We start from the raw sequence: 20,344 nt of genomic DNA on the forward strand, positions 1-20,344 counted from the left end.
GTGCTTAGTGGTTTACTTAAATGGGTTTTGACTGTAAAACTTAAGCTAGATAACAAAGTGTAAAATATTTACCCCGTAAATAAGCACACTAAAATAAAGGTTAATTTATGTCTTGGTATTCTATTTTACCGCCGTTAATCGCCATTGCTGTCGTATTTTGGCGCAAAGAGGTTATTATGGCGCTGTTGCTTGCAGTGGCTTCGTCAGAGTTTTTACTCGCATTACAGGGGGAGGGCAGTAGTGTATTTAATACCTTTTTAAACACTATTGAACGTATTGTTAGCGTAGCAAGCTCGCCCGGCAATACCCGTATTTTAATTTTTAGTATTTTGATTGGTGCTTTGCTTGCCTACATTCGCGAGTCGGGTGGAGTAGCCGCTACCGTTAATATGTTAATGAACAAAGGTATAGCGAAAAGTAAGCGTCAAGTTGGCTTTTTAACTATGTTTACTGGCATTGCGGTGTTTATAGAGTCAAACCTGAGTGTACTTACTGCAGGTATTTTATCGCGCGGATTATTCGATAAATTTAAAATGAGCCGCGCCCGCTTAGCTTATATTATCGATAGCACCAGTGCGCCGGTATGTATTTTAATATTACTAAATGGTTGGGGCGCATTTGTACTAGGGTTATTAAGTAACTACGAGTTAGGTGAATCAGCTGTATCGGTACTTTGGGGCAGCGTAGGCTATAACTTTTACGCCATAATCACGCTTGTTATTGTTTTTTACACCATTGCGTTTGATAAAGTACATGGCCCAATGAAACAAGCTGAGCAAAAACTAGAGCTACAAACAACTGACTTAAAAGAAGAAGTAAAAGGCTCTAAAGCACGCTTTATGTTAGTGCCCCTTATTACGCTGATTGTTAGCATGGTGGGCTTTATGTTTTACACAGGTAACGGTGTATTGGCAGAAGGTAGTGGCTCAAAGTCGGTATTGTATGCAACCGTTTTAGCCATAGTTGTAGCTTACTTTTTAATGCTAGCATCACGCCAATTTAGCCACCATAAGTTAGTTGAAACAGGCTTTAAAGGGATGGGCGAATTACTGCCATTAGTAGGCATTGTATTGTTATCGTTAACTTTAGGAGCAAGCTTAAAAGAGTTGGGTACTGGTGTGTTTGTGGCATCTTTAGTGGGCGATTACCTCCCTATTTACTTGGTGGTACCGGCACTGTTTTTAACCGGTGCGGTTATGTCGTTTACTACGGGTACATCGTGGGGCACCTTTGCAATTTTAATCCCTATTGGCGTGCCGCTTATTCAAGCATTGGGTTTGCCGCCGTCGTTGGTATTAGGCGCTATTTTAGGTGGCGGTATATTTGGCGATCACTGCTCGCCCATATCCGACACCAGCGCAGTATCGGCTATCGCCTCAGGCTGTGACTTACTTACTCACGTTAAAACCCAGCTACCCTATGCCTTGTTCGCTGGTGGCCTGACACTTATAGCCTACTTAGTAACGAGCATAATTGTTTTATAAGCGCGTTTATGATTACTCATTTTGAATGACAAAAAGCCTGCAAATTTGCAGGCTTTTTGTTTATACGTAGGTCGGATAAGCGGCGCAGCCGCGCCATCCGACAGGTCAGCTACTTACAACGCATTTAAGCTGTGCTCTAGCATTGCGGTAATTTGCTTTACTATTTTTGCTTCCGTTTTCGGCTCAAACTGTTGAATTCTGGGGGTGTGAATATGGCCTGTTGGAATGGTTGAATTAAGTTGATTACGAAGGCGTATACTGCGATACGAAATTTCGTTAGACAGGTATCCACCGCCAGAGCCATTTACGGCAATGCTATTTTGCAGCTCGGCAAGTGTTGCAGGCTCGTAAGTTTTTTCTAAGGTAGTGATTTTATGATTATCAATAACCTTATACGGCCCTTGTGCTTGCTGCATATTTGCCACGGGAAGGCTAAATTGTACAAATTCGTTACCTGGCAGTGGCTGGTTATTTAAACTTGGGAGCAAGGGAGCTGTTTGTGTCCCACCAAATATAATATTGGCATTGTCTGGGGCAGTTACGCTGCGGCGCTTACCGGGAAATCTTTCTAAATCAAAATCTTTGCGACCCATGCTTACAGTAACAATCATATCGACATTATTCAGGGCGTAATAGGGCGCGAGGAGTGCTTCGATTATACCTTGATCAAAGTCGGCATAACGAACGGGCACCATAACGGTGTTAATTTCAGCGCTAATGCCTTGGTAGTTAATTACTTGACCATCTAGCAAGAGGGCAGCAACTCCAGATGGATTACTTTGATTTATGTTTTTATCTAATAAAAAGGGGTCAAAGCCGGTAAGGATAATTTTTTTAGTGCTGCCTTTAGTAAAGCTGAGGTCGTTATGACCGCGACTGCCTTTTTCTAACTGAGTTAAAAGGTTATTTTGCTCAGCGACTGAGAGGGTAAATTTTGGCTTAACAGAGCGAATTATTTTACTTGAAAGTAATCGTGCCCAGTAAAGCTCGCGATCATCGTAGTTTTTAGTTGTAACAATGCGTTGTTTGGCGTTTAACCATAATTGACTTGAATAATCAGCGATTAAGTCAGTTGCATGCCGAAAGTTGTTAAGGCTTTTCCATTGCTGTTCAAATTGATTCACCTCATCAGCAAAGGCCATTAGCACCTGAGGCATGGCGTGGGTAGCGGCTTCAATTCGTTGCTCTTCGGTTGTTAAATTTTTACTCAAAACCGAGCAAGAAGAAAAAATTAAACTTGAAGCAAATAGTAGTTTAAGCATGGTAGTCCTATACAGTTACAGCGATTATTTGGTTACTATCCTACGCATCTAGACGCAGTGCAAATTAATTCGTTGGCTAACCATTGATTAACAGCTCCTAACGTTGCAGAGGGCTAATAGCACTAATGCTGTTGTTAAATCAAAAAGAACGCAAATAGATTTTTCGATAAGTGGATTGTTTAGTTACAATGGCGGCAGTTATATTTTGTTCACTTAATTTTAGGCTGTTATGCAACTCATTGAAATAAATAAAGCGCGTTATCGTAAGCATTTAAACCGTGTTATTGCCGGTTGTGCTGTGGGTTTAGCTGTTGGGAGCTTAGCTATATCGCAAACGCTGATTGCTTTGTTTCCTGATGAGAGCGGCACTCACTTTCATTGGAACGTAACGGGCGTTGTTATTAGCGCATTAGGGCTTGCGTGGTTACTTAATAAATACCGCACGCATCCGTTTATGATTGAAGTGGTGTATGTGTGGGAGCTTAAACAAGCGCTTAATAAAATAACGCGTAAAATGGCGAAATTAAAGGCAGCAGGGCGTGAAGGTAATGCCGATGCGTTATTAGCCATTCATTACAGCTACGCGGGCTCTAAATTGTTATGGCAGCTCGATGACAATACAATCACTATGGATGACTTAGCAATTAAGCAAGCTGAGCTGGATAGTGTGGCGGCTAAGTATAATTTAACACTTGATGCCAATGACTATGATGCAAGTATTTTAAAGAACTTTTAAAGCAATTTTAAAACGATTTTAAGTATTAAATAGCTTTTTAATTAGCGTATTAGTTGCGCTTTTTTCTTCTGATAAGGGTTTAACATGAGTTTAATTGTTTATGGCGTACCTCTTTCTCCTTATGTACGCAAGGTGTGTCTGTGTTTGGCTGCAAAGCAGTTAGATTATAAGTTAGAAATAGTGTCGCCGTTTAATCAACCGGCTTGGTTTTTTGAGTTAAATCCATTAGGGCGTATACCAGCGCTTAAAGATGGTGATTTAGTGCTGGCTGATTCGAGTGTTATTTGCCAATACCTTGATGATAAATATACAGGGAATACAGCATTACTTGGCGACACTGTCGAGCAGACTGCTCAGGTACGCTGGTTAGAAAAATACGCTGATTATGAACTTGCCCCATTAACTACTTTTACTGTGTTTCAGCAGCGAGTAATTAATTTAGGTATGCAAAAAGTATGTGATGAAAGTTTAGTAAAGTTGGCTATGAATGAGCAGTTACCACCGCACTTTGACTACCTTGAAGGCGTGCTAGGTCATAATGATTACTTTGTAGGTAACGCGTTAACCCTTGCTGATATAGCGTTTGCGTCGCAAATAATCAATATGCAGCATGCGGGCGAGCAGATTAATGCACAGCGCTGGCCAAATTTAGCTGCACTTTTTGAGCGTGTAAAAGCATTACCAGCAATGCAAACTTTATTACAAAGTGAGCAGGCTATGCTTGCGTCAATGCAATAGTGTTTAAGGTTATTTAGTTCAGTAATTAACAGCGTTTAGTTTAGAGGGAGGCTCTATGAAAAAAATACTGGTTGTGTGTTTAGGTAATATTTGTCGATCGCCTACAGCTGAAGCGGTATTAAAAAAACGTGCTGAGCAGTTAGGTATTGCCGTTAAAGTTGATTCGGCCGGTACTATAGGTCATCACGAAGGCAATTCACCAGACAGCCGATCTATGCAGGCGGGCGAAAAACGAGGTTACAGCTTCAAAGGGATTTATTCGCGTAAAGTGCGCAGTAGTGATTTTACTGAATTCGATTTGATTTTAGCCGCCGACAAACAAAATTTAGCCGATTTAACTCAGCGTTGCCCAGCACATTTACAGTATAAACTTGCCCTGTTTTTAGAGTTTGGTGAGCAGGCTGTAAGTGCTATTCCCGATCCTTATTATGGTGGGGACGATGGTTTTGAAAAGGTGCTAGATTTAATTGAAGCAGCAAGTGATAAAATATTAGCTAAATTAACAGCCAATATTTAAGTAATGGCTTTGTGCGTTACAGTGAATTAATAAAGGCGCTAAATTGCGCCTTTTTTATTAGAAAATTTATGATTACTTAGCGAGAAAACCCTGTGATCTTTAGTCGCTGGGTAGTTCACTAAGTTATCGGTTAATTTTGAAGTCGAGCCGTACTTGGGTTTTTGCTGTTACAGGTATGCCATCTTCAAATTTAGGAGCATAGCGCCATTGCTCTACTGCTTTTTTTGCCGAGTGCTCAAAAGTTACGCCGCCATTTGAATCAAGCACACTCACGTTTTTAACAAAGCCTGCGGTGTCTACTTCAAATTCCATAACTACACTGCCATCTTTACCTTGGCGTGCTTTGCCCATAGGGTAGTCAGGATTAACACGATAAAGCGGGGTTTGTTCTTGGCTTTCTTCCCAAGGCACCATTTTAGCAATAGCTAAGCAGTGCTTAGTTGCTTGCTCACTTTCGCCTTGCTTTTCGTATAGTGCTATAAGCTTAGAGTGAGCGCTTAGCTCGGCGCTGTGATCGTAGCTTAAGTTATTATCAAATACGGTGACTATGCGGTTTAACCTTGTAATTGCTGAATCATATTTTTTACGACCTTCATCAAACGAGGCCATTAAAAAATCTGATTTGATACGCTCTACAGCGTTTTCAGGTAAGTTTGCTTGGTAATACTCGTCAGCTTCTTCGGCGTAGTGTTTAGCAGAACGGTATTTTTCTGGCACAAACTTTTTAACTAACAAAGAGGCTGCAGCAAATTGCATGTCGGCTACAAATCTTGGTTTTTTAAGCTCCTTTGCTATATCAACTATACGTTCCAATTGGCTATCGGCCTGACGCGCTGATTTAGTATTGCTTGCCATACCTAGTAAGGCGTCTATTGTCTCGACTGAGCTTTCACCATGATTGTTAGCTAAAATATTGTACGCCTGTTTATACAGTTCGTAGCGTTTAGCTTCGTCTTCCTGGTTAAATCCGCTGATAGCTTTAGCGTAATTAATGGCTAAATTTGCGGTGTTATCTGCGTTATCGCCATATACTTTAGCACCTAAAGAGTAAGCGAGTTTGGCAGCTTGTTGTATGTTTTCGTTGGTATCTACGGCGCTTAAGTAATTTTGGTACGCTTGAGAAAATGCAGTGTTTGCATTTGTAGCTTCGCTTGCAAAAGCCGATGCAGTAATAACTGAAAGGTTAAGGCTAAGCAGTAAGGCGAGTTTATGTGGTTTCATAATGTTCCATATTATAATTATTATACTTTTTAACACATTAACAATTTACTTATAATTAGTCATGAATTGATGTAAATAAAGGTAAACAGTAAGGGCTTTAGTGAGAATTATATATTGTAATTATGCATTGATAATTAAGCTTCTCGTCGCCATATAATTGCAATAAATACCCTTGGATTTCGATCTTTTTGTATTCTTTTGTGATAATATCACTTCATTATCGTGTCGTAGTTATTTAAATATTTGGATTTGTCGTGGCGCAAGTAAGAGCAAGAGTTCAGCTTAATGTTGGCAAGAACAGTGATATTCCCGCTGAAATTATCTCGTTTACTGATTTAAAAGATGGCAAAGAACATATTGCTATGGTGTTTAACAACGCTGATACAGAGCAAGATGTACCGCTTATTCGTATGCATTCAGAGTGTTTAACGGGTGATGTATTTTACTCGTCGCGTTGTGATTGCGGTGAGCAGTTAAATGAGTGTATTGAAATGATGCACGAGCAAGGCGGTATTTTATTGTATTTACGCCAAGAAGGTCGTGGTATTGGTTTGTATAATAAAATAGATGCTTACGTGTTGCAGTCGCAAGGTATGAACACTTATGAGGCAAATAATCATTTAGGTTTTGCCGATGATTTACGTGATTTTTCGGATGCGGTGCTAATGCTAAATGCGCTTAATTTACCCCACGTTAAATTAATGACCAATAACCCTAAAAAGCTTAATGCACTAAGAGATGCTGGTATTACGGTTGATTCGGTTGTGGGTACGCACGCACACATTAAAGCCGGTGTTGCGGGTAATAAAGCGTATTTAGAAACCAAAATTAAACATGGCGCGCACATGTTAGATATCAAAAAAATTAAAAAACCTTAAATTAAGAGTAACTATGTCTACACAATTACGAGTTTTTAAGGCCGATGCTGCCCTAAAGTGGTTTAAAGCGGGCTGGCTTATTTTTAAAACCCAGCCGCTTACTTTTATTTTTATGCATTTATTTATTGGTATTGTTGGCCTGTTGTCGTTATTTTTACCGCTATTACAAGTGGTAGCGGCTTTAGCTACGCCATTTTTAACCGCAGGATTTTATCAGGCTGTGCTTACTAAGCAGCAAGGCGGTAAAATTATGCTCGCTGATATTCTCAAGCCCATTACCACTAAAGGTAATCGTTTAGGTTTACTGCGTTTGGCTTTGTACCAAATGGGTGCGGGTATTTTAATGGCATTATTAGCAAACGGTTTATTTGCCGATGCAATTGCGGTTATGGCGCAGCCAGATTTAGATCCTAATATGGCAATTAGTCAAATGTTAGAGAGTATTTCTATGGCAAGCGTGGTGCTATTTTTATTAGCGTTGTCGGTTTATTTAACTGCATTCGCTTACGCGGTTCCATTAGTTTACTTTAATAAAGAACAGCGCATTTTTAGCGCTCTTAAAAACTCCTTTATGGTGTTTTATTATAATATTTTACCGCTAAGCGTTTATGCTATTATTTGCGGGTTATTTATTGTGCTTTCGATGTTTTTATCGTTCTTACCCTTGTTGGTTTTAATGCCTATTTGCTACATTAGCTTTTTTGTATCTTATCAAGCTATTTTTATGCCGGTTGTACCACCAAGTGACGATAGCAATATTACGCCATTAAGTAGTGAATCTAGTGGGCGTTTTGACGCTTAATGGATGATAAGTTAAAGCAGAAATTAAAAAACTATGTACTTTGGTTGTTATCAAGGCAAGAATATTCACGCCGAGAATTAACGTTCAAATTACAAAAAAAAGAAGCCACAGATGAGTTTATCGAAACCTTGCTTGATTGGTGCGAAAAGCACAATTTTGTAAACGAGCAACGTTACTGTGAAGGCTTTGTTAGAAAACACATATTTAAATGCCATGGCTTAAGGCGCATTCAAAGCGAAGCTATGGGCAAAGGGATTGACCGTTCATTACTTGAAAAAGTAATTGAAGAGCTTGAAGTAGATTGGTTTGAGCTGGCGCAGGATGCGTACAATAAAAAATATTCAAATACACCGGCAGACCTCGAGTACAAAGACAAGGCCAAGCGCGTGCGCTACCTAATGTATAGAGGCTTTAGCTACGATGAAATCGATTTTGCAATGCAAGCACAGTAAATACGGGTGAGACCTTCACATGCAGCACATGACTACCGCACAAATTAGACAACAGTTTTTAGACTTTTTTGCCAGCAAACAACATCAAGTTGTTCCTTCAAGCTCGCTTATACCGGGTAACGATGCCACTTTGTTATTTAACAATGCCGGTATGGTGCAATTTAAAGATGTATTTTTAGGCGCAGAAAGCCGCCCTTATACGCGTGCGACTAGCTCGCAGCGCTGTGTACGTGCTGGCGGTAAGCATAACGATTTAGAAAACGTTGGTTATACTGCGCGTCACCATACATTTTTTGAAATGTTAGGTAACTTTAGTTTTGGTGATTACTTCAAGCAAGACGCGATTAAATTTGCGTGGCAGTTTTTAACAGAGGAAGTAAAGCTACCTAAAGAAAAACTGTTAGTTACTATTTACCATGACGATGAAGAAGCGTTTAACTACTGGTCTAACGATATAGGCTTACCTGCAGATCGCATTATTAGAATTGCCACTGCAGATAACTTTTGGTCAATGGGTGATACCGGTCCGTGTGGCCCGTGTTCTGAAATATTTTACGACCATGGCGAGCATATTTGGGGCGGTCCTCCTGGATCACCTGAGGAAGATGGCGATCGCTTTATCGAAATTTGGAACCTAGTATTTATGCAGTACAACCGTCAAAACGACGGAACTATGCTGCCACTACCTAAGCAATCGGTTGATACAGGTATGGGGCTTGAGCGTATTGCTGCTATTTTACAAGGCGTTCATTCAAACTATGAAATTGACTTATTTAAAGGCTTAATTGCCGCTGCTGCAAGTGTTACTAACGCACAAGACATGGACGACAAATCACTACGCGTAGTGGCGGATCATATTCGTTCGTGTGCATTTTTAATCTCTGACGGGGTTATGCCATCTAACGAAGGCCGTGGTTATGTACTACGTCGTATTATTCGCCGTGCTGTTCGCCATGGTAATAAGTTAGGTGCACAAGGTGCCTTTTTCTATAAATTAGTAGCTGCACTTATTGAGCAAATGGGCCAAGCGTACCCAGAGCTTGCAAAGCAGCAAGAAATTATTGAAAAAGTATTACGCATTGAAGAAGAGCAGTTTGGTAAAACGCTAGAGCGTGGTTTAGCTATTTTAGAAGAAAGCTTAAGCGACCTTAAAGGTGATGTAATTCCTGGCGACTTAGTATTTAAACTTTACGATACTTATGGCTTTCCTGCGGATTTAACTGCAGATGTGGCGCGTGAGCGTCAAATGACGATTGATAATAAAGGCTTTGAAGAGTGCATGGCGGTGCAGCGTAAAACAGCGCAGCAGGCCGGTAAATTTGGTGCCGATTATAACGATCAATTAAAGTCAGACAAACAAACAACTTACAAAGGTTACACCACCACTAGCCATAGTGCGACTGTGGTTGAAGTGTTTGCTGGCAGTGAGTCGGTTTCATTACTAGAAGATGGCCAAAAAGGCATTGTAATACTAGACCGTACGCCATTTTATGCAGAGTCGGGCGGCCAAGTTGGTGATACAGGTGTAATTAGCGTTGCTGGTGGCGAGTTTACAGTAACTAACACGACTAAATTAGGTAATGCATTTGCACACCACGGTATAGTACAAGGCCGTATTGGTCTTAACGATAAAGTAGAAGCAACAATTGATGACGCACGCCGCGAACGCATCAAGAAAAACCATACTGCTACGCATATATTACACGAAACACTGCGCCAATTATTAGGCGAACATGTAGGTCAAAAAGGCTCGCTAGTTCAAGCAGAGCGTTTGCGTTTTGACTTTTCACATTTTGAAGCTGTTACCAAAGAAGAATTACGCGAAATTGAACGTGTAGTAAACGATGAAATTCGTTGTAACTTTGCGTTAAGTACCGAGCTTATGGCAATAGATGACGCTAAAGCAAAAGGTGCAATGGCGTTATTTGGCGAAAAATACGATGACGAAGTACGTGTAGTTACTATTGGGGACTACTCTATTGAGCTTTGTGGTGGTACACATGTTGAACGCGCAGGTGATATTGGTTTATTCAAAATAGTATCTGAAAGCGGTATTGCTGCGGGTGTTCGTCGTATTGAAGCGGTAACCGGCGCTGACGCGATTGCCTACGTGAGTGAGCAAGAGCAAAAGCTAAATGATGTAGCTGCTGTAGTTAAAGCCGACAGCGCGTCAGTACTTGAAAAAGTAACTGCGTTGCTTGATAAATCAAAACAGCTAGAAAAACAAATTGCGCAACTTAACGATAAGCTAGCAAGTGCTGCGGGTGCCTCATTACTTGATTCAGTAGTAGAAATTAACGGTATTAAGCTATTAATAGCCAACGTTAAGGGCACTGAGTCAAAAGCGTTACGTGGTATGGTTGATGATCTTAAAAACAAAATTGGCTCGGGTGTTATTGCACTAGGTGTTGCAAGCGATGATAAAGTGAGCTTAATTGCAGGTGTAACTAAAGATTTAACCGGTAGAGTTAAAGCCGGTGAGCTAGTTAACCATATGGCCAGCCAAGTAGGTGGTAAAGGTGGCGGCCGTCCAGATATGGCACAAGCGGGTGGCTCTGAGCCAGAAAACCTAACTGCAGCATTAGACAGTGTAACAGCTTGGTTTACTGAGAAAACACAAGCTTAAGTGGCACTTATTGTTCAAAAGTTCGGTGGCACTTCAGTTGGTTCAATAGAGCGAATTGAAGCGGTTGCCGACCTTGTTGTTAAAACTAAACAACAAGGCCATCAAGTGGTTGTAGTGCTCTCGGCTATGTCGGGAGAAACCAACCGCTTAATTAATCTCGCCAAACAAATAGATACTCGGCCAAGTAGCCGTGAACTTGACGTATTAATTAGCACCGGCGAGCAGGTTTCGGTGGCTTTATTAGCTATGGCTATTATTAAACGCGGTCATTCTGCTGTGAGTTTATTAGCCGATCAGGTTAATATTTTAACCGATAATATGTTTGGCAAAGCCCGTATTACAGATGTAGCTGCAACGCGTTTAAAACATGAGCTTGAGCATAACCGTATTGCAATTATTGCGGGTTTTCAGGGCCGTGATATTGAAGGAAATGTAACTACATTAGGGCGTGGCGGTACCGATACTTCGGCGGTTGAAATTGCTGGAGCAATAAAAGCTGACGAATGTCAGATCTATACCGACGTTAACGGCGTATATACTACAGACCCTCGTGTTGAACCTAATGCACGACGAATGAGCCAAGTTACCTTTGCTGAAATGCTAGAGTTAGCAAGTTTAGGGGCTAAAGTATTGCATATTCGTTCAGTTGAAGCGGCAGGAAAGCACAATGTGCCACTTAGGGTGCTATCAAGTTTTTACCCTGATGCTGGTACATTGATTAGTTTTGAGGAGAGCGATATGCCTGGTAATGTCGTTTCGGGTATTGCGTTTAATCGTGATGAATGTTTAATAAATGTAGAGGGTGTACTTAGTGGTACACAATATCTTGCAAAGATTTTGAAACTTTTTGCAGATAATGGCATCGAAATAGATATGATTAATCAAGTTAATCATAATGTTGACAAAGTAGACTATGCTTTTACTGTACACACAAATGATTATTTACACGCATTAGACGTTTTAACAGAGCAGCAAGCTCAGTTAACAGCACAAAATATTTTTGGGTTAACAACAGTGGCTAAAGTGTCTGCTGTTGGTATGGGTATGAAGTCACATTCGGGTGTTGCTAGTTTATTTTTTGATGCATTAGCTGCAGAAAATATTAATGTTATTTTAGTGTCTACATCAGAAATTAAAATATCGGTTTTAATAGATGAAAAATACCTAGAGTTGGCTGTTCGTGCATTACATAAGATATTTTTAACAGAAAATGAATAGATTGATAGGTTTTACTTACTTTTTAGTCTAATTTTCATTAAAATGTTTTAGCGGAATCTTATAATTTTATTGGAACAAGGGAGCAAAAGAATGCTAATACTAACTCGTAGAGTAGGTGAAACCCTAATGATCGGTGACGAAGTAACCGTTACTGTTCTAGGTGTTAAAGGGAATCAAGTTCGAATCGGTGTTAACGCACCAAAAGACGTTTCAGTGCATCGTGAAGAGATTTACATGCGTATTCAAGCTGAAAAGTCTAACCCTGAACCTGGCAATGCTTAATCAGCAATGTATATAACTTAGTTACATACTGAGTTATTGCCAAAAGCCACTCACTGAGTGGCTTTTTTGTGTATAAAATTAAGTGTTTCGGCAGTTAATATGTGCTTGGATATATACTGCATACCTTTTTTGTTTTTTAATAGTATGCCGCGCTCTGTGGTTATAACTTCGTTAATATCTGACCACAGAAGTTGGGTGTTTTTATAAAAGTTACTCGATTTAATCCCTTCTTCGTCAAAGGTAAGGGTGACCTCAGAACCCGAGGCTTTGCTTAGCATTTGTCTAGTAACCCACCAAGGACGGCGATAATAAAAGGCAATACATTCGAGTACCGCAACCATGATCAGAAAAGATCCTAGGTAATGATCGTCTAAACCATAAATTCCAAATAAACCGAGTGCTACTAATAGCGCCAATAAAAAGTATTTTGGTTGCGCGCGCTTGCTATGCGCAACTGATTCGTCAAAGCACTCATAAAAATAAGGCTTATCAAGCGTGTAGGTTGTTGTAAGTGTCATATAGAAGTTCTTAAAACATAGTTATATGCATTTTAACAAGCTAACCAGTAAATGCGCAGTTATATAATAAATAACTGCATAATAGATAAAGATATTGGCGTTTATTATTTATCAGATCCAACCTTTAATTTAGATATTATTTTATTACACACATAAAAAAACGGCTCATTTTAGAGCCGTTTTTTTAATAAATTAGAAGAATTAACAGTTAGTTTCTTCTGCATTTACACCTTCTTTTACTTCTTCACATGCATCTTCAACTTTGTTTTGCACATCAGTTACTGCTTCGTCAATACGTTCACCAGCATCTTCTGCGTGGTTATCTTCACAGCCCATAATAAATAAACTTGCGAATAGGCCAATTAGTGCTGCTCTTAAAGTTGTCGAATTCATAATGTAATTCCTTGTAAATTTTGATTTAAATGATTTTTAATTAGTTTAAAACTTTAGTTTGTTACCTAGGGCTTTTTGCCACGTAGGGCACCCGATACTAAAGATATAACTAAAAGTATTAAAAATATAAAAAATATAATTTTTGCAATACCCGCTGCGGCGCCTGCTATACCACCAAAACCTAACACTGCAGCAATTAAAGCAATTACTAAAAAAGTGATTGTCCAGCGTAACATTGTATTCTCCTTGGTTTATCAAATTTGCTCAATGGATATGATGCGAGTTACGTGCCATTGTTTTTTTTGCTTTTAAATCAATGGTTTGCTTTTGTTTGTGTTATTTCAGCGTGCACTCAATGGTAAGTTTTACGCTTTGCTATGTAATTTATTCATACTGATACAAGTGATTATGGATGTTAGTTTTTTATAAGAGAAGTTAGCGCATATTGATTTTTAGAATGGAGTTTAAGAGCTATTAAATTGCAGTTCGAGACTTGCGAGCATAGCGGGCTTAATAACAGCGGCTATTTAAATGGTTGAATAATTAACAAATATATTTGGTAAGACCAATTGCCAGTGGTGAAATTACTTTATGCTAATAGAACTGTTAACGCTTTACTTTAAGTGCATTATTAACGGTTTTTAGGTCGCCTATATAACTTTTATTTATATTCACTATTTTTATTATCTATGTAATAGCGCGTATCTAGTCCTTTTTGTAGTGTTAAGTTAATTAATAGCATGTTAGTTTTGTTTAAATTGGTTTTACCAATTTACAGGCTATAGACAAAACACTGTTTTTTGTTATTATTCGGTGAATAATTATTTACGTAAAATGATTTTTTATTTTGATTTCGGTATAAGTTTTATAGGAGAGGAAAATGGATATCGCTGCTTTACTTACAACAGCAAGCAACTTAATGCTAACCGGTATGGTGGGGGTGTTTGTGTTTCTGTCATTATTAATTACCTGCGTTACGGTTATGTCTAAGCTGGTATCTCGCTTTGCAGAGCCTGAGCTTGCAATGCCTGCCAGAACACCGTCTTTTAAATCACAAGGTGTGCCTAATGAGCACATCGCCGCAATTAGTGCTGCCATTGCTCAGTACAAAACAAACAATAATTAAAGGAGCACTTAAATGGCTAAATTAAAATTAACAGAACTGGTACTACGTGATGCGCATCAATCATTGTTAGCAACTCGTATGCGCCTTGACGATATGCTACCGATTGCAAAAAAGCTTGATGATGCAGGTTATTGGTCTATTGAGTCGTGGGGTGGAGCTACGTTTGATTCGTGTATTCGTTATTTAGGTGAAGATCCTTGGGAGCGTATTCGCGCACTAAAAAAAGCGATGCCAAATACTAAACAGCAAATGCTATTACGCGGTCAAAATTTATTAGGTTACCGCCATTATGCTGACGATGTAGTAGAAAAATTTGTAGAGCGTGCCCATAAAAATGGCGTTGATGTATTTCGTATATTTGATGCAATGAACGATGTACGTAATCTTGAAACGGCAATTAAAGCGGCTATAAAAGTAGGCGCACATGCCCAAGGGACTATTTCTTATACAGTAAGCCCTGTTCATACGCTTGATATGTGGTTAACGCTAGCTAAGCAGTTGGAAGATTTAGGCTGTCATTCAATTTGTATTAAAGATATGGCGGGTTTATTAAAGCCGTACGATGCTGAAAAACTAATTAAAGCACTAAAAGAAACTGTATCTATTCCAATTGCAATGCAGTGCCACGCCACAACAGGTTTAAGTACTGCGACTTATCAAAAAGCGATTGATGCAGGCATTGATATGCTCGATACCGCAATTTCATCTATGAGTATGACTTACGGACACACCGCAACTGAAACTATTGTATCGATAGTTGAAGGGACTGAGCGTGATACTGAGCTTGATTTAAATCACCTTGAAGAAATTGCTGCTTACTTTAGAGATGTACGTAAAAAATACGCGGCATTTGAAGGTAGCTTAAAAGGGGTTGATGGCCGTATTTTACTCGCGCAAGTACCTGGTGGCATGTTAACTAACATGGAAAACCAGCTTAAAGAGCAAGGCGCAGCAGATAAGCTTAATGAAGTTTTACTTGAGATCCCACGTGTACGAGAAGATTTAGGCTTTTTACCGCTTGTTACACCAACGTCGCAAATCGTAGGCACTCAAGCGGTACTTAATGTACTAACGGGTGAGCGCTATAAAACAATTACTAAAGAAACAGCTGGCGTATTAAAAGGTGAATATGGCCTAACACCAGCACCCATGAATAAAGAGCTACAAGAGCGTGTGCTTGATGGAGCAGAGGTAATTACTTGTCGTCCTGCAGATAATATTGCACCTGAGCTTGCAACGCTTGAGGCTGAATTATTAAAAGAAGTACAAGAGCAAGGTTTAACTCTTGCTGATGAGCAAATTGATGACGTACTAACGTATGCATTATTCCCACAGGTTGGTTTGAAGTTTATTAAAAACCGTAACAACCCAGATGCATTTGAGCCAGTTCCTTGTGTTGAAGATAAAAGCAATAAAGCTCCCTCTAAATCAGCTTCAAATAACAACAGCGTTAAAGCTGAGCAATACAGCGTAAAAGTAGACGGTAAAGTTTACGACGTTGTTGTAGCTCAAGGCGGCGAGCTTAAAGAAGTTACATTAAAAGACTCAGAACATATTCCTCAGTCTGCTTCGGTTGCATCAGGCGAAACACTTAACGCACCTTTAGCCGGTAATATTTTTAAGATAAAGGTAAAAGCAGGGCAAGTTGTGAATGAAGGTGATGTAGTGATTATTATGGAAGCCATGAAAATGGAAACTGAAATACGCGCTACGCACACCGGAACAATTGCTGAAGTGTTAGTTGGTGAAGGCGATGCTGTAACTACCGGCGACGCTATGATTGCATTAGCTTAGGAGTAAATAGAGGATGGATGGTATTTTAAACCTCTGGCATGCGACAGGCATTGCTAACTTTACATTTCCAGCGTTGATTATGATTGCGGTAGGCTGTTTATTATTGTTTTTGGCAATAGCCAAAAAATTTGAACCCCTATTATTATTACCTATTGGCTTTGGTGCAATATTAACTAATATTCCGGTGGCAGGTTTATCCGACCCCGGCGGCTTACTGCATTATGTGTATTATGTAGGTATTGATACCGGTATTTTTCCACTATTAATATTTATGGGAGTAGGCGCGTTAACTGATTTTAGTGCGCTAATTGCTAACCCTCGTATGTTGCTATTAGGTGCGGCTGCACAGTTTGGTATTTTTGCTACACTGTTTGGCGCTATTTTACTTAACTATGTACCTGGTTTTGAATTTAGCCTGCAAGATGCGTCGGCTATTGCGATAATTGGTGGAGCTGATGGCCCAACCGCTATATTTTTAGCCTCTAAACTGGCACCCGACTTGTTAGGTGCGATTGCGGTAGCTGCTTATTCGTATATGGCATTAGTGCCAATTATTCAGCCGCCAATTATGCGCGCATTAACCACGGTTGAAGAGCGCCAAATAAAAATGCCAGAGCTGCGTAAAGTATCTAAAAAAGAGAAAATTATTTTTCCATTAATGGTACTTAGCTTAACGGCTATGTTTTTACCGGCAGCTATACCGCTGGTAGGTATGTTTTGTTTAGGTAACTTAATGCGAGAGTCGGGTGTTGTTGATAGATTAAGTAACAGTGCTCAAAACGAAATCATCAATGTTACAACTATATTTTTAGGTTTAGCTGTAGGCTCAAAGCTTGCTGCAGATAAGTTTTTAACTGTTGAGACGATTGGTATTTTAGTGCTTGGCGCACTGGCTTTTGCAATTGGTACGGCATCTGGCGTATTTATGGCGAAAGGGTTAAATAAAATATCTAAAACGCCGATTAATCCATTAATAGGTGCTGCGGGAGTATCGGCTGTACCCATGGCGGCGCGCGTAGTAAATAAAGTAGGCCTTGAGAGCAATCCACATAACTTTTTACTTATGCATGCAATGGGGCCAAATGTTGCCGGAGTACTAGGCAGTGCAGTTGCAGCAGGTATTTTATTAGCACTTGTTGGCTAACATCAATTTTAAAATCCAACCGATTAGCGCAGTTTACTGCGCTTTTTTTATGCTTAATTTATAGGGATAGGTTTTTATCGACTGTTTTTGTTACAGTAAGCTACTTGTAATTAATTAAGGATAGCCGGCATGCATGACACTCCTTTGGCAAAATATTTACCTAATGTTAGCAAGCTCATATTTGGTTGTATGGGACTTGGGGGAGGCTGGAATAAAGACCCCTTAACTAATACTCATACCCATACCCAGCAGGCACGTGTTTGTATAGATACAGCAATAGCCGGTGGCATTAATCTTTTTGATCACGCCGATATTTATACATTTGGTAAAGCTGAGCAGGTGTTTGGCCAAGTCCTTAAGCAGCGCCCAGAGCTGAGAGAGCAAATTTATATCCAGTCAAAGTGCGGAATTCGTTTTGCCGATGAGCAAGGGCCAAAGCGCTACGACTTATCAAAGCAATGGATTGAGCAATCAGTAGAGGGCTCTCTTAAGCGGTTAAATACTGATTATTTAGATGTACTTATGCTGCACAGACCCGACCCTTTGATACAAGTTGAAGAAGTAGCTCAGGTATTTAGTCGCTTAAAAGAAAGTGGCAAAGTACGTCATTTTGCGGTGTCTAATATGTCGCAGCAACAAATACAGTTTTTACAAACAGCCCTTGATATGCCCATAGTTGCCAACCAAATTGAAGCAAGCTTAAAGCAATCAGCCTGGGTTGATGAGGGGGTATATGTCGGTAACCGCGATGGCAAAGACATTAACTTTACTCCCGGCTTTATAGAATATTGCACCGAGCAGGAAATACAAATTCAAAGCTGGGGTAGCTTATGCCAAGGATTATATTCAGGAAAACAGCTGCAAAATGCATCACCAGCAGATATTAATACCGCTATATTAGTGGCTAAGTTAGCAGCACTTTATAGCACGTCTGCCGAGGCTATTGTATTGGCTTGGTTACTGCGCCATCCGGCGTTAATTCAACCGGTAATAGGCACAACTAATGCTAAGCGACTGGCTGCATCGTGCAGCGCTGTAAATATAGAATTAACCCGAGAGCATTGGTATGCATTATATGTCAGCGCCAAAGGGCACGAGTTACCCTAATTTAGACCCCCACTTAAGGTATTACTATGAATATATTCGTTATTTTAATTAGCTTGTTTGTCGCATTGTTAATATTAATTCCGTTATTAGAAAAGTATCAAAGTAAAATAGGCTTAGATGGCGCTAAAAAATACAGTAAGTATATATGGCCACTGGTAATGGTATCGTTAGTGGTACAGCTAATTTATGTATTAATGAATTAGTGTGTCAGTCTATTATTCATAGGCAAAAAAATTATAGGTACAAAAAAGCCTTTGCAAGTTACCTAGCAAAGGCTTTTTTAATAATGATTTAATATTACTTAAGTGCTAACTGTAGTTCGCGGTTGCGCTCTAACTGGGCAATAAAGTTATCAGCAATAGGCTTAAACTTGGCAAGCTCTGCACGTGGCAGCGGCTCTGACTTAGGCAATTTAACGGTTTTAGGATTACGATGAACACCATTAACTAAAAATTCATAGTGTAAGTGTGCACCGGTCACACGACCAGTAGAGCCAACAGTACCGAGTTGCTCACCTTGCTTAATTTTTTGCCCTGTTTTTACTAGGCGTTTATTAAGGTGCAAGTACTTAGTTACGTACTGTGTGCCATGGCTAATAAATACATAGTTACCATTATATTTACTGTAACCCGATTTAATAACTTTACCGTTACCTGAGGCAACTACCGGCGTGCCAGTGCGCGCCGCAAAGTCTATACCGCGATGCGCTCTAACTTGCCCCGTTACTGGGTGTAAACGTCGCGGGTTAAAGCTTGAGCTTATATATTTAAAACTAACTGGTGCACGTAAAAATGCTTTTTTCATGCTGCGCCCTTCAGGAGTATAAAAACTACCGTCAGTGTGGCGAATTGCAGCATAGCGCTGGCCTTGGTTAACAAATTCCGCAGCAATAATTTTACCAGTACCAATAAACTCACCGTCTACATAGTGAGATTCATAAATTAAACCAAACCCATCGCCTTTGCGAATATCGTTAGCAAAATCTACATCCCAACCAAATATATCGGCAAAGTTCATTATTTGGCGCTCGCTTAAACCTGCAGCTATTGCTGAAGTCCAAAAGCTACTAGAAATTTCGCCGCCTACTGTTTTAGTTAGTGTTTCTATTTCTTTACTATCGATTGAAGTGTCGTATTGCCCTTCATCGTTTAAGGTAACAAATAAAGTGTCTGTTTTTGAAATAACGTAACGCAGCTGTGCTAAATCGCCATCTTTTGCGGTGGCAAAACTTAGTGTTTCACCCGGGTGAATTTTAGTAAGTTTGCGAGTTTCTGCGTTAGTGTTAATTAATTTATGTAACGTTTGAGCTGAAAAGCCAGCACGTTTAAAAATAATAGCTAAGTTATCTCCATTTTTTACTTGGTGATCAACAAAGTCGTATTCTGGCAGCTTGTCTGCTGCTTGCTCTGAGTTTAACGCAGTTAATTTTTCGTTGTCATCAACTTTAACTTGTAACTCATAGCGCTTGCCAATTTCTAGCGTGTTTTCACTATTGTCTTTGGATGCAGTGGCTTTTTCAGAAGGGAGAAAAGCTAAGCCAGCAATAGCAGAAACTAAGCCTAAAATAAGCAATTTGTGTTTTTTGGGGAGCGTGTGAACCACGTGAACCATAACGTGCCTTTTTCTGCTGTCAAGAAAATTAATAGATTATCTTGCAGGATATAACGAATAATGTACGAATACTAGTATTTTGTAGATTTAAACTAATGCTAAATTAAGCTAAAATCACAGGGCTTATAGGCATCTTAGTATTAAAGCAGCTTATGATCTAGGTGTTTTATTAATCTAGAACTAGGGCTAAACCGCGGTATTTTTGAGCAAAATAATAAAACAATGATGCATCATCACGTTAGTAATTTAAAAACCAAAGCTGCAGCTGTTTGTGCTGTTTTTAAAGTGTTGCAAACAGTTATCTTTACTCGTTTATGCAACTTATGCCGCTTTGCCTTATTTAGTGACGCTATCGTTTAAAAAGTTGTTTTAATTAGGTAATAATTTGCTATCTTAGTTACATAGGTTTATTGACTCTAAAAGTGCTACTTATCT

Annotated in this window: 21 protein-coding genes; 15 read left to right on the plus strand and 6 right to left on the minus strand. The window is 39.6% G+C overall.

The window, feature by feature from the left end; translation table 11 throughout:
- Nucleotides 1-107 precede the first annotated feature (107 nt).
- The gene (locus RB215_RS02745; protein ID WP_041454342.1) at nucleotides 108-1,484 is read left to right on the plus strand and encodes a Na+/H+ antiporter NhaC family protein; all 1,377 of its coding nucleotides are present in this window, start codon (nucleotides 108-110) and stop codon (nucleotides 1,482-1,484) included.
- A 113-nt stretch (nucleotides 1,485-1,597) separates the two neighbouring features.
- Here RB215_RS02745 and RB215_RS02750 read toward each other — a convergent pair whose 3' ends face one another.
- On the minus strand, nucleotides 1,598-2,746 hold the full coding sequence (locus RB215_RS02750; protein ID WP_182677147.1) for a hypothetical protein: 1,149 nt from the start codon (nucleotides 2,744-2,746) through the stop codon (nucleotides 1,598-1,600).
- A gap of 229 nt (nucleotides 2,747-2,975) precedes the next feature.
- Between RB215_RS02750 and RB215_RS02755 the strand changes: the two genes are divergently transcribed.
- From RB215_RS02755 to RB215_RS02765, 3 genes are all read left to right on the plus strand, one after another.
- A complete protein-coding gene (locus tag RB215_RS02755; protein WP_309216837.1) occupies nucleotides 2,976-3,482 on the plus strand; it encodes a DUF3087 domain-containing protein in 507 nt (168 codons plus the stop codon).
- An 84-nt stretch (nucleotides 3,483-3,566) separates the two neighbouring features.
- Nucleotides 3,567-4,220 carry a glutathione S-transferase family protein gene (locus RB215_RS02760; protein ID WP_011327228.1) on the plus strand — a complete coding sequence of 218 codons (654 nt, stop codon included), beginning with the start codon at nucleotides 3,567-3,569 and terminating at the stop codon, nucleotides 4,218-4,220.
- Nucleotides 4,221-4,275: 55 nt separating this feature from the next.
- A complete protein-coding gene (locus RB215_RS02765) occupies nucleotides 4,276-4,737 on the plus strand; it encodes a low molecular weight protein-tyrosine-phosphatase (protein WP_309216839.1) in 462 nt (153 codons plus the stop codon).
- Between the two features lie 123 nt (nucleotides 4,738-4,860).
- On the opposite strand, the gene RB215_RS02770 is transcribed toward RB215_RS02765, so the two are convergent.
- Nucleotides 4,861-5,958, minus strand: a complete 1,098-nt coding sequence (locus RB215_RS02770) for an energy transducer TonB (protein ID WP_011327230.1) — start codon at nucleotides 5,956-5,958, stop codon at nucleotides 4,861-4,863.
- 254 nt (nucleotides 5,959-6,212) lie between these two features.
- Between RB215_RS02770 and ribA the strand changes: the two genes are divergently transcribed.
- The 6 genes from ribA to csrA all read left to right on the plus strand — a co-directional run bounded on the left by ribA (nucleotide 6,213) and on the right by csrA (nucleotide 12,216).
- Nucleotides 6,213-6,836: a GTP cyclohydrolase II gene (gene ribA, locus RB215_RS02775; protein ID WP_011327231.1), complete on the plus strand. Its 624-nt coding sequence runs from the start codon at nucleotides 6,213-6,215 to the stop codon at nucleotides 6,834-6,836.
- A gap of 13 nt (nucleotides 6,837-6,849) precedes the next feature.
- Nucleotides 6,850-7,638, plus strand: coding sequence for a BPSS1780 family membrane protein (locus RB215_RS02780; protein ID WP_058372598.1), 789 nt, complete (start codon nucleotides 6,850-6,852; stop codon nucleotides 7,636-7,638).
- Nucleotides 7,638-8,090, plus strand: coding sequence for a regulatory protein RecX (locus RB215_RS02785; RefSeq protein WP_011327233.1), 453 nt, complete (start codon nucleotides 7,638-7,640; stop codon nucleotides 8,088-8,090). Before RB215_RS02780 ends, RB215_RS02785 begins: the two co-directional genes overlap by 1 nt.
- Before the next feature lie 19 nt (nucleotides 8,091-8,109).
- Nucleotides 8,110-10,716, plus strand: coding sequence for an alanine--tRNA ligase (alaS, locus tag RB215_RS02790; protein ID WP_011327234.1), 2,607 nt, complete (start codon nucleotides 8,110-8,112; stop codon nucleotides 10,714-10,716).
- Nucleotides 10,717-11,934, plus strand: a complete 1,218-nt coding sequence (locus RB215_RS02795; protein WP_011327235.1) for an aspartate kinase — start codon at nucleotides 10,717-10,719, stop codon at nucleotides 11,932-11,934.
- A gap of 90 nt (nucleotides 11,935-12,024) precedes the next feature.
- The gene (gene csrA, locus RB215_RS02800; RefSeq protein WP_011327236.1) at nucleotides 12,025-12,216 is read left to right on the plus strand and encodes a carbon storage regulator CsrA; all 192 of its coding nucleotides are present in this window, start codon (nucleotides 12,025-12,027) and stop codon (nucleotides 12,214-12,216) included.
- 50 nt (nucleotides 12,217-12,266) lie between these two features.
- On the opposite strand, the gene RB215_RS02805 is transcribed toward csrA, so the two are convergent.
- The 3 genes from RB215_RS02805 to RB215_RS02815 form a co-directional block, all read right to left on the minus strand.
- Nucleotides 12,267-12,734, minus strand: coding sequence for a YcxB family protein (locus RB215_RS02805; protein WP_011327237.1), 468 nt, complete (start codon nucleotides 12,732-12,734; stop codon nucleotides 12,267-12,269).
- Nucleotides 12,735-12,935: 201 nt separating this feature from the next.
- Complete coding sequence (locus RB215_RS02810; RefSeq protein WP_011327238.1) at nucleotides 12,936-13,127, minus strand: hypothetical protein; 192 nt, start codon at nucleotides 13,125-13,127, stop codon at nucleotides 12,936-12,938.
- A gap of 65 nt (nucleotides 13,128-13,192) precedes the next feature.
- Nucleotides 13,193-13,363, minus strand: coding sequence for a DUF1328 family protein (locus RB215_RS02815; protein WP_011327239.1), 171 nt, complete (start codon nucleotides 13,361-13,363; stop codon nucleotides 13,193-13,195).
- A gap of 644 nt (nucleotides 13,364-14,007) precedes the next feature.
- Here RB215_RS02815 and RB215_RS02820 point away from each other — a divergent pair.
- The 5 genes from RB215_RS02820 to RB215_RS02840 all read left to right on the plus strand — a co-directional run bounded on the left by RB215_RS02820 (nucleotide 14,008) and on the right by RB215_RS02840 (nucleotide 18,501).
- Nucleotides 14,008-14,253 carry an OadG family protein gene (locus RB215_RS02820; protein WP_011327240.1) on the plus strand — a complete coding sequence of 82 codons (246 nt, stop codon included), beginning with the start codon at nucleotides 14,008-14,010 and terminating at the stop codon, nucleotides 14,251-14,253.
- 12 nt (nucleotides 14,254-14,265) lie between these two features.
- Entirely contained in the window at nucleotides 14,266-16,047 is a 1,782-nt protein-coding gene (gene oadA, locus RB215_RS02825) for a sodium-extruding oxaloacetate decarboxylase subunit alpha (protein ID WP_011327241.1), read from the plus strand.
- 13 nt (nucleotides 16,048-16,060) lie between these two features.
- Nucleotides 16,061-17,191 carry a sodium ion-translocating decarboxylase subunit beta gene (locus RB215_RS02830; RefSeq protein ID WP_011327242.1) on the plus strand — a complete coding sequence of 377 codons (1,131 nt, stop codon included), beginning with the start codon at nucleotides 16,061-16,063 and terminating at the stop codon, nucleotides 17,189-17,191.
- A 129-nt stretch (nucleotides 17,192-17,320) separates the two neighbouring features.
- Complete coding sequence (locus tag RB215_RS02835; RefSeq protein ID WP_309216840.1) at nucleotides 17,321-18,298, plus strand: aldo/keto reductase; 978 nt, start codon at nucleotides 17,321-17,323, stop codon at nucleotides 18,296-18,298.
- A 26-nt stretch (nucleotides 18,299-18,324) separates the two neighbouring features.
- On the plus strand, nucleotides 18,325-18,501 hold the full coding sequence (locus RB215_RS02840; protein WP_011327244.1) for a hypothetical protein: 177 nt from the start codon (nucleotides 18,325-18,327) through the stop codon (nucleotides 18,499-18,501).
- A gap of 94 nt (nucleotides 18,502-18,595) precedes the next feature.
- Here the strand turns inward: RB215_RS02840 and RB215_RS02845 are convergent, their stop codons facing one another.
- Nucleotides 18,596-19,909, minus strand: coding sequence for a peptidoglycan DD-metalloendopeptidase family protein (locus RB215_RS02845; protein ID WP_011327245.1), 1,314 nt, complete (start codon nucleotides 19,907-19,909; stop codon nucleotides 18,596-18,598).
- Nucleotides 19,910-20,344: the final 435 nt, after the last annotated feature.

This window comes from Pseudoalteromonas sp. HL-AS2, assembly GCF_031198805.1.
Taxonomy (GTDB): Bacteria; Pseudomonadota; Gammaproteobacteria; order Enterobacterales; family Alteromonadaceae; genus Pseudoalteromonas; species Pseudoalteromonas nigrifaciens.

Coding starts and splice junctions, on each gene's coding strand:
- alaS (WP_011327234.1), top strand. CDS start 8,110: ATGCAGCACATGACTACCGCACAAATTAGACAACAGTTTTTAGACTTT.
- RB215_RS02805 (WP_011327237.1), bottom strand. CDS start 12,734: ATGACACTTACAACAACCTACACGCTTGATAAGCCTTATTTTTATGAG.
- RB215_RS02845 (WP_011327245.1), bottom strand. CDS start 19,909: ATGGTTCACGTGGTTCACACGCTCCCCAAAAAACACAAATTGCTTATT.
- RB215_RS02815 (WP_011327239.1), bottom strand. CDS start 13,363: ATGTTACGCTGGACAATCACTTTTTTAGTAATTGCTTTAATTGCTGCA.
- RB215_RS02835 (WP_309216840.1), top strand. CDS start 17,321: ATGCATGACACTCCTTTGGCAAAATATTTACCTAATGTTAGCAAGCTC.
- RB215_RS02785 (WP_011327233.1), top strand. CDS start 7,638: ATGGATGATAAGTTAAAGCAGAAATTAAAAAACTATGTACTTTGGTTG.
- RB215_RS02770 (WP_011327230.1), bottom strand. CDS start 5,958: ATGAAACCACATAAACTCGCCTTACTGCTTAGCCTTAACCTTTCAGTT.
- RB215_RS02765 (WP_309216839.1), top strand. CDS start 4,276: ATGAAAAAAATACTGGTTGTGTGTTTAGGTAATATTTGTCGATCGCCT.
- RB215_RS02820 (WP_011327240.1), top strand. CDS start 14,008: ATGGATATCGCTGCTTTACTTACAACAGCAAGCAACTTAATGCTAACC.
- RB215_RS02750 (WP_182677147.1), bottom strand. CDS start 2,746: ATGCTTAAACTACTATTTGCTTCAAGTTTAATTTTTTCTTCTTGCTCG.
- RB215_RS02755 (WP_309216837.1), top strand. CDS start 2,976: ATGCAACTCATTGAAATAAATAAAGCGCGTTATCGTAAGCATTTAAAC.
- RB215_RS02810 (WP_011327238.1), bottom strand. CDS start 13,127: ATGAATTCGACAACTTTAAGAGCAGCACTAATTGGCCTATTCGCAAGT.
- RB215_RS02780 (WP_058372598.1), top strand. CDS start 6,850: ATGTCTACACAATTACGAGTTTTTAAGGCCGATGCTGCCCTAAAGTGG.
- csrA (WP_011327236.1), top strand. CDS start 12,025: ATGCTAATACTAACTCGTAGAGTAGGTGAAACCCTAATGATCGGTGAC.
- RB215_RS02760 (WP_011327228.1), top strand. CDS start 3,567: ATGAGTTTAATTGTTTATGGCGTACCTCTTTCTCCTTATGTACGCAAG.
- oadA (WP_011327241.1), top strand. CDS start 14,266: ATGGCTAAATTAAAATTAACAGAACTGGTACTACGTGATGCGCATCAA.
- RB215_RS02830 (WP_011327242.1), top strand. CDS start 16,061: ATGGATGGTATTTTAAACCTCTGGCATGCGACAGGCATTGCTAACTTT.
- RB215_RS02745 (WP_041454342.1), top strand. CDS start 108: ATGTCTTGGTATTCTATTTTACCGCCGTTAATCGCCATTGCTGTCGTA.
- RB215_RS02840 (WP_011327244.1), top strand. CDS start 18,325: ATGAATATATTCGTTATTTTAATTAGCTTGTTTGTCGCATTGTTAATA.